Origin of the sequence: Cribrihabitans pelagius (genome assembly GCF_048820915.1) — a bacterium.
Lineage (GTDB): Bacteria > Pseudomonadota > Alphaproteobacteria > Rhodobacterales > Rhodobacteraceae > Cribrihabitans_A > Cribrihabitans_A pelagius.
On record NZ_JBMERR010000023.1, the window covers coordinates 69,152 to 76,688 of the forward strand.

Sequence of the window (7,537 nt, forward strand, 5' to 3'; positions counted from 1 at the left end):
GTTCCTCCCGTTTCCCCCGGCCGCGCATCATGGGCATCAGGGGGCGTGTCCTCTTGCCGCACAGAGTATTGCATACGCCATTTATCGCAAGCGCAGGCGCAGGGTCACCTGAGGGCAGCTTGGGTGTGACGTGGCGCCAGAAAGCGCCGCGTCTGCGCCGCTTCGGCGCGCTGCCCTTGCGTCACGCGGTGTTATTCCGCCGCCATGCCCTCGGTAAACTGCAGCTTGGCCAGCCGCGCATAAAGCCCGCCTTCGGCCACCAGCGCATCATGGGTGCCGGAGGCGACGATGCGGCCCTGGTCCATCACCACGATGCGGTCTGCCTTCTTTACCGTCGCCAGCCGGTGCGCCACGATCAGCGTGGTGCGGTCACGGCTGAGCGCATCCACTGCCGCCTGCACCAGCCGCTCGCTTTCGGCATCCAGCGCCGAGGTCGCCTCGTCCAGGAGCAGCACCGGCGCGTCGCGCAGGATGGCCCGGGCGATGGCGATACGCTGCTTCTGGCCGCCCGACAGCATCACGCCGCGCTCGCCGACAAAGCTGTCGTAACCCTCCGGCAGGGCGGAGATGAACTCATGCGCCGCAGCGGCCTTGGCCGCGGCTTCCACCTCGGCGTCGCTGGCCTCGGGCCGGCCGAAGCGGATGTTGTCGCGTGCCGAGGCGGCAAAAATCGCCGGATCCTGCGGCACTATCGCGATATGATGGCGGAAATCGTCGCGCTTCAACGCGCTGAGCGGCACCCCGTCCAGCAGCACCTGACCCTGGTTCGGATCATAAAAGCGCTGGATCAGCTGGATCACCGTGGTCTTGCCGGCACCGGAGGGGCCGACAAAGGCCACTGTTTCGCCCGGCCGCACGGTGAGCGAGACATTTTCCAGCGCGGACACATCCGGCCGTGACGGATAGCGGAAGGAGACATCCTCAAAGCGGATCTCGCCCCGCACCGGCGCGGGCAGCGCCTGCGGCGTCTCCGGGTCCAGCACGGTATCCTCCGCCTGCAACAACTCCACCAGCCGCTCGGTCGCGCCGGCGGCGCGCTGCAGCTCACTCCAGATCTCCGAGAGTGCCGCAACCGAACCCGCCACCAGCACCGCGTAAATCACAAACTGGATCAGCGTGCCCTCGCTCATCCGCCCGGCGCGCACGTCATTGGCGCCCATCCACAACACACCGACAATGCCCGAAAACACCAGGAAGATCACGATCACCGTCAGCGCCGCGCGGGTGCGGATGCGGCGGCGCGAGACGTCATAGGCGGTCTCGGTCATCTCGCCGAAGGCACTGCGGCTCGCGGCCTCATGGGTGAAGGCCTGCACCGTCTGCACCGCGCCCAGGGCCTCGCCCGCATTGCCCGAAGAGGCCGCGATCCAGTCCTGGTTTTCCTTGCTGATCGCGCGCAGGCGGCGGCCCAGGAACAGGATCGGCACGATCACAGCCGGCACGATCAGCAGCACCATCGCGGTGAGCTTGGCCGAGGTCAGCAGCATCAGCACCATGCCGCCCAGAAAAATCAGGAGGTTGCGCAGCGCGATCGACACTGAAGAGCCCAGCACCGACTGGATCAGCGTGGTGTCGGTAGTGATCCGGCTCAGCACCTCTCCGGTCATGATGCGCTCGAAGAACTCCGGGCTCATGCCGATGACCCGGTCAAAGACGGCCTTGCGAATATCGGCCACCACCCGCTCGCCCAGGCGCGTCACCAGGGCGTAACGCACACCGGTCCCGATCGCGAGCAGCGCGGCAATCACCAGCGCGGCGGCGAAATACTGGTTCAAAAGCGCCGCATCCGAAACCCGGAAATTATCCACCACCCGGCGCACCGCCAAGGGCAGCGTCAGCGACAGCGCCGCCGTCAGCACCAGCGCACCCAGCGCCGCCGTCATCAGGCCGCGGTAGGGCCGCATGAAGGGCCACAGCGCCGCAAGCACGCCAATCTTACGGGAGCCTGCGCGCTCCTGTTCCGCATTCGGGGCCGCCTGTCTTCGCGCCATTCCGGATCCTTTTGAACTTCGCTGCTGCGCCGCCCCGCGGGGCATGCGCTGTTGCCCCGGTTCATGGCCCTGCAGCCCCGGCGCGTCAAGCGCGGAGCGGTTTCAAAAATAGCGGAACAAAGGCCAAAAGTCTGCGGCATCCTGACCCTGCAGGGCGCTGCCGGAGAACTGCCGGAGAAGTTGGAGCGGGTAGCGGGAATCGAACCCGCACCTTAAGCTTGGAAGGCTCTTATGATACCATTTCACCATACCCGCCCGGGGCTTGTGGTGATTTAGGCGAAGCCGCGGGCGAGGTCAACCGCGATGTGCCGTCCTCTGTATCCGCGGTCCGTGCGGCAGCGGCATCCGGGTCCGGGCCGAGGGGTTTTGCACATCCCGCCCTTGCACAGCGGCCCCGCTGCCCCGAGTTTAAGCAGGCGCCCCGCCGCGCGCCTCAGAAGCCCAAGCCGGAGCCCGCAGATGCGCCCGCAACTGAAAACCGCCATCCTCACCGCCCACGGCCAGCCCTCCGCCCCCGCTCCGCAGGAGGCCGCCCTGGCCCGGACGGCCGCCGACGTGGCTGCCCTGCTGCCCGGCTGGGACATCCGCTCCGCCACGCTCGCCTCGCCGGGCCGGCTGGAGGAGGTGATGCAGGAGGGTGCCGTCATCTACCCGTTCTTCATGGCGCGCGGCTGGTTCACCGCCAAGGTGCTGCCGGACCGCTTGCGCGGCCGCAGCTACCGCATGGCCGAGCCGTTCGGCCTGTCGGCCGGCCTGCCCCTGCTGGTGGCGCGCGCGGTCAAGGCGGCGGCAGAAGAGCGGCACTGGGATCTGGCCGCCACCCGGCTGCTGCTCGCAGCCCATGGCTCCGCCCGCGGCCCCAAGGCCGCCGAGGCCGCCGAATCCTTCGGCAGCCGTCTCGCCCCGCTCCTGCCCGGCTGCGCGCTCTCGCTGGGTTATGTCGAACAGGCCCCCACCATCGAGGCCGCCGCCCGCCCCCTGCCCGCGCAATCCCTCTGCCTGCCGTTCTTTGCGCAGGCCGGCGACCACGTCAAAGACGACATCCCCGAGGCGCTGGAGGCCGCAGCATTTGAGGGTGCCGTGATGCCCGTGACCGGCGCCCTGCCCGGCGTCCCCGCCCTGATCGCCGCCGCCCTCCGCGCCGCCGCCGCTTCCGTCCCGGAGTGACCCCGGACCGCCCCCGGGCCGCCGCAGCGCCTGTCCAGCTGAATCCCGGCCGCCGCGGCAAAACACCTCTTGCGCGCGCTGCAAGCATGTGATTAATCACGCCTCACACCATCGGCTGGCGAGTTGGCGGAGTGGTGACGCAGCGGATTGCAAATCCGTGTACACCGGTTCGATTCCGGTACTCGCCTCCAGCACTTAGTCGATTGTCGCGGCGCGCCCTCAACGCATCTCTCAACATTCGTGTTTTGGTTTCGTTCTATTCCGGCGGCGCTTGGGGTAGCCTTGGCCGACATGCGGCCCTAGCTGCATAACCCCGACAAACTTCTTGCCCCCAGCAACAAGTGGCTTAAAAATGCCGCAAAATTTCACTTCGGGATGACGAGATATGGCAGCCATCGAAGACAGCGGCGAAAACAACAGGGTAATTGGTGACCACTCGTCCAGCCCCGACCTCACGGTGCGGTTCTTTGGGTCGAACAACACTCTCACCCTTGGGAATTCATGCAGGTTGTCTGGGCACGTTGATTTCTACAAAGACCGCGGCGCGGTGGAATACCTTGGCGCCAATCGTGGCAGGATGATGGTCTACCTCAAAGGGGATGACTGCCGCCTTGCCATGGGCTACCGCTCTAAGTGTAACGCATCTTTTTTTGCGAATTTGGCAGAAAACAAATGCTCAGTTCAGATCGGCGATGACTGCCTTTTTGCTGGGGTAAAAATCCGCCCCAGTGACAGCCATACTATCTTCAACCTTGACGACGGAGAACGGATTAACGAGCCACGCCCGATCATCATTGAGGAACACGTTTGGATCTCGGAAGAAGCTATTATTCTGGGCGGCAGCCACATTGGGTCGGGGTCCGTGATAGGCGCCAGGGCCGTGGTAAACGGTCCCGTTCCGAGCAACTGTCTTGCCGTTGGGACCCCCGCCAAGGTCATTCGAGAGAACATCGGCTGGAAGGAATGAAGGGCGCAACTCCCATGTTGGACTGATAGTTTCTCACGCGCTGATCAGGACCGGCAATAGCTAGGAGTGCGCCCTCTGAATGGCCCGGCTTTCCCAGCACCGCCTGGCGTGCCATATCTGCAGCATGACGCACGGCATCGCCTTTTTCGAAGACATCGCCCGCGGCACCGTCGCCGCCCTGCCCGCCGCCTTCCGCCCCGCGGCACAGGAAGTCTTGCTGCGGGTGGCGGAATGGCCGGAAGCAGAGATGCTGGAACAGCTCGCCATCTCCGACCCGCGTGACCTTACCGGCCTCTACGAAGGCATTCCGATGACCGGTAAATCCGTTTTTGATATGGCGCCGCCGCCCGATGTGGTCTGGCTGTTCCGGCAGCCGATCCTGGCGGAATGGCGCGGCCGCGGCGACGTCGCGCTGGAGGATCTGATCGCGCATGTGGTGATCCATGAGTTCGCTCACCACTTCGGCTGGAGCGACGAAGACATCGCCGCGATTGATCCCTGGTGGGAGTGACGGCAGACAGCCCCGCTTTCCTTCGCATAAACGGCGCTCCGGCCATCCAATCACGGCACGGCTGGCCGGTCCTTTGAGCGGAGAAGATAGTGGCAGGACCTGTCGCGCACGCGAACAAGCATGCTAAATTGACCCCGCAGCGGGGTGATCGGCATCCCAAAAGACCCCCTCACGCTGATGTGGATGACGCCCCGGAGGTTATCGGGGAGCACGGTGCGGGATGTTGGACGCGGAGACGGCAGCGAAGATCCGTCTGGCGTATTTCCAGGATTGAGGCATTGAGCCGCCATTGGTCCGAGGCCAATGCTGAACAATTCGATCAGGCAAATCTGCCGGGAACTGCGCGTTTCGCGGAACATGGTGCGCAAGGCAATCCGGTCCGGCGCAACAGAGTTCACTTGCGAGCGGACCATCCAGCCGCTGCCGAAGATCGGGCCGTGGAAGGGCTATGTTGCGCAAATACGGTGATGGGGAGACTCCCCCTTTCCCCGGACGGACTTGTCCTACGGCCCCGGTGACAGGGATGCCAAGAGCTGTGTGCCGGTTCAGGACGGCGGCGCGGACTTGGATTTCCGCGGCCTGCCTATGGCTGCGCAACCTGCCCAAGCTGCGGCCCACTGGCACGCTGGACGGCACCACCGCCCGCGACAGCGTACATAAGGCGATCCCGGGCAAAGACCGCTGGAAAGAGCGCAGCCGGTTTTTCCCCGGCTTGGCAGCGGCAATGGCGGAACAATGGGGCGGCGGCGCGCAACTGGCAGCCCGGGCGGCATGACGCATCTGTGCCGCGCCCCGTGCGGGCGCGCATCACATGCGACGGCAGCCGTGCCCAACTTGATATGCTCGATCTGATGTGAAATCTGATGCCCCGCGCCCCACGGCGAACCGAGTTGGAAGCAGGCGCGGGGCGGTCTCCCGAAAGGATTGAGACAATGACCGATTACACCGAGCTATCACCGGCGGAAAGGTTTTTGGCGGTTGACCGGATGGCAAGCCAACTTTTCCGGACGGATCGCTGGAAAACCCTGTTTGCGGAGCGATACGACGTGACCCGCCAAGCTGTCGGGAAATGGGCCCGCAACGGGGCGCCCGTCTAGGCTTGTGTCGCGCAGGAGGATGCCTTGGCGGCGCGCAAGTGTGAGGCGGTCAAGCAGGCGGTGAGAGAGGCGGAACGCGCGGCTGACCTCTAACCTGCCTTTGCCTCTAGCAGAAGCTCCGACACCATGCCCACCTTGCCGCGCTCGGACGTCATGACGCAGACCACCGCCGCCTCCCTGCCGGCCAGGATCTTGGCGCTGACCTTCTTGCGGAAGCGATGATCCGCAATCATGCCACGGGCGTTGTCTGCCCACGAAATCCGGATTTCGTCCCCTGGCTCAAACTCGATCACCTCGCCAAACAGCGTCGGCAGGGAAACGAACTTGACCATCGTTTTCGTAAACTTGCGCTCCCTGTAGGTCGCTGAAATCTTGTAGGTCCTCCCGCCCACCGAGACATTGAAGGCGCCGCCGCCGGGGGTGGACACGATCACGAGACCTAGAACGCGGCCGCTCTGGTCAAACTGCAGCGCCGTTCCCTCATCTGGCGGGGATACAGCGTCCACTTTCACACGCTTGTTTTCGAAACGGGCCACTTTGCCGGCGCTGAACTGATCATAGCACCGCAGGCCGAAATCGCTTTCTTCCTCAGGAACAATCGGAACGTTCGAGGCATTCACCGCTTTCCACGCGCCCTTCGCGATGAACTGCAGGAACCGCGGCTTTTTCGCGTAGTGAGCCCGGTTTTTGTAAAGTGGCATCGGCAAATGGTCGTGGCCCTTTTTCGCGCAAAACTCCTGGGACACATCGAAGAATGCCACGCCGTACCGTTTGAAAAGAGAATGGAGGGCAACCATATATTGCTGACGCTCCGCTTGCTTTTCCCAATATCTCGGCTGAAAGATCAGGCCGCAGAGCTTTGCCCCCACATCGGCGCAGTAGATGATCAGCCCCTCGATCGCCTCCAGGAGATCCGCCGCGTCATAGCCGCGCCCCTCAATGTGCGCGGCGTCATTGATGCCGTATTCCCAAAGCACAGTGTCGCCAGCCTTCAGATCCACAGTTTGAGACACGCGAAACAGCGACATATGGGAGGGAGCCGCGCCGATGGAAATGTTCTCGATGTTCTCCGCACCCGCCAGGGAGCGAAATTGACCTACCCAGCCTGAATCGGAAACGGAGTTAGATCCCCCAGAAATATAGACCGTCATTAAGAACCTCACGCTCCAGTTGTGCCCGTTGCAGCCAAATGAAGCGGAGTTCGTGTGGGGGTCAAGTTGAAACCGTCTTATCTGTGACCGCTTCTGCGGCGCCCCTCCAGCCGGAACCGCTTTTGCCGCGCCTCCAAGCGGTCCCGCGTGTAACAGATCACCCGGCGGGTATAGGCCGGCAGCTCAGTCGGCCGCAAAACCACCTCATAACCCAGTGCCTGCGCCCACTCTAAGAGCAGCTGCGCGTTCGGCAGCTTGGACGACCCATCTTTCTCGGCTTTTGCCAGGTGATCCACCGTAGCCCCGGCCAGCTCCTCGACCTCGCTGATTGTAAGGCCGAGGGCTTCACGCCGCGCCCGCAGAGCCATCCGGGCACCGTCGTATGAGCCGACTTTGCGGTCCAGCACGTCACGACGGCGGCCAGGGTCAGCACACGGATGCGCCCCTTTCTCGTTACTGTCCGAGCACGTGGTGTAATTTCCGCGCCTTCAACGGTGTGATCCTGGGTGGCCATCGAGGTGTATGATCGAGGTGGAGTTTCGACGCTTCAACCACGACCCACACGGAGACCCCGATGACCAAGACCAACATGGACCTTTCCGAGCTTCTCGCAAAGCAAGATGGCGGCGACTTTTTGCGTGCCGTCGCGGAGG

7 protein-coding genes and 2 tRNA genes are annotated in these 7,537 nt (G+C 63.9%); 5 read left to right on the top strand and 4 right to left on the bottom strand.

Annotation, left to right across the window (positions count from 1 at the left end):
- Positions 1-191: 191 nt before the first annotated feature.
- Positions 192-1,991: an ABC transporter transmembrane domain-containing protein gene (locus ACOHX0_RS18345; protein WP_420678611.1), complete on the bottom strand. Its 1,800-nt coding sequence runs from the start codon at positions 1,989-1,991 to the stop codon at positions 192-194.
- 181 nt (positions 1,992-2,172) lie between these two features.
- Positions 2,173-2,246, bottom strand: a tRNA-Gly gene (locus ACOHX0_RS18350).
- 204 nt (positions 2,247-2,450) lie between these two features.
- On the opposite strand from ACOHX0_RS18350, the gene ACOHX0_RS18355 reads away from it, so the two are divergent.
- The 5 genes from ACOHX0_RS18355 to ACOHX0_RS18375 all read left to right on the top strand — a co-directional run bounded on the left by ACOHX0_RS18355 (position 2,451) and on the right by ACOHX0_RS18375 (position 5,733).
- Positions 2,451-3,158, top strand: a complete 708-nt coding sequence (locus ACOHX0_RS18355) for a CbiX/SirB N-terminal domain-containing protein (protein ID WP_420678612.1) — start codon at positions 2,451-2,453, stop codon at positions 3,156-3,158.
- Positions 3,159-3,275: 117 nt separating this feature from the next.
- Positions 3,276-3,349, top strand: a tRNA-Cys gene (locus ACOHX0_RS18360).
- 194 nt (positions 3,350-3,543) lie between these two features.
- Complete coding sequence (locus ACOHX0_RS18365) at positions 3,544-4,125, top strand: acyltransferase (RefSeq protein ID WP_420678613.1); 582 nt, start codon at positions 3,544-3,546, stop codon at positions 4,123-4,125.
- Positions 4,126-4,249: 124 nt separating this feature from the next.
- Positions 4,250-4,636: a metallopeptidase family protein gene (locus ACOHX0_RS18370; protein ID WP_420678617.1), complete on the top strand. Its 387-nt coding sequence runs from the start codon at positions 4,250-4,252 to the stop codon at positions 4,634-4,636.
- 932 nt (positions 4,637-5,568) lie between these two features.
- A complete protein-coding gene (locus ACOHX0_RS18375) occupies positions 5,569-5,733 on the top strand; it encodes a hypothetical protein (RefSeq protein WP_420678614.1) in 165 nt (54 codons plus the stop codon).
- 89 nt (positions 5,734-5,822) lie between these two features.
- On the opposite strand, the gene ACOHX0_RS18380 is transcribed toward ACOHX0_RS18375, so the two are convergent.
- Both ACOHX0_RS18380 and ACOHX0_RS18385 read right to left on the bottom strand, forming a co-directional pair.
- Complete coding sequence (locus ACOHX0_RS18380) at positions 5,823-6,884, bottom strand: SGNH/GDSL hydrolase family protein (RefSeq protein ID WP_420678615.1); 1,062 nt, start codon at positions 6,882-6,884, stop codon at positions 5,823-5,825.
- 77 nt (positions 6,885-6,961) lie between these two features.
- Positions 6,962-7,291: a helix-turn-helix domain-containing protein gene (locus ACOHX0_RS18385; RefSeq protein ID WP_420678616.1), complete on the bottom strand. Its 330-nt coding sequence runs from the start codon at positions 7,289-7,291 to the stop codon at positions 6,962-6,964.
- Between the last annotated feature and the right edge of the window lie 246 nt (positions 7,292-7,537).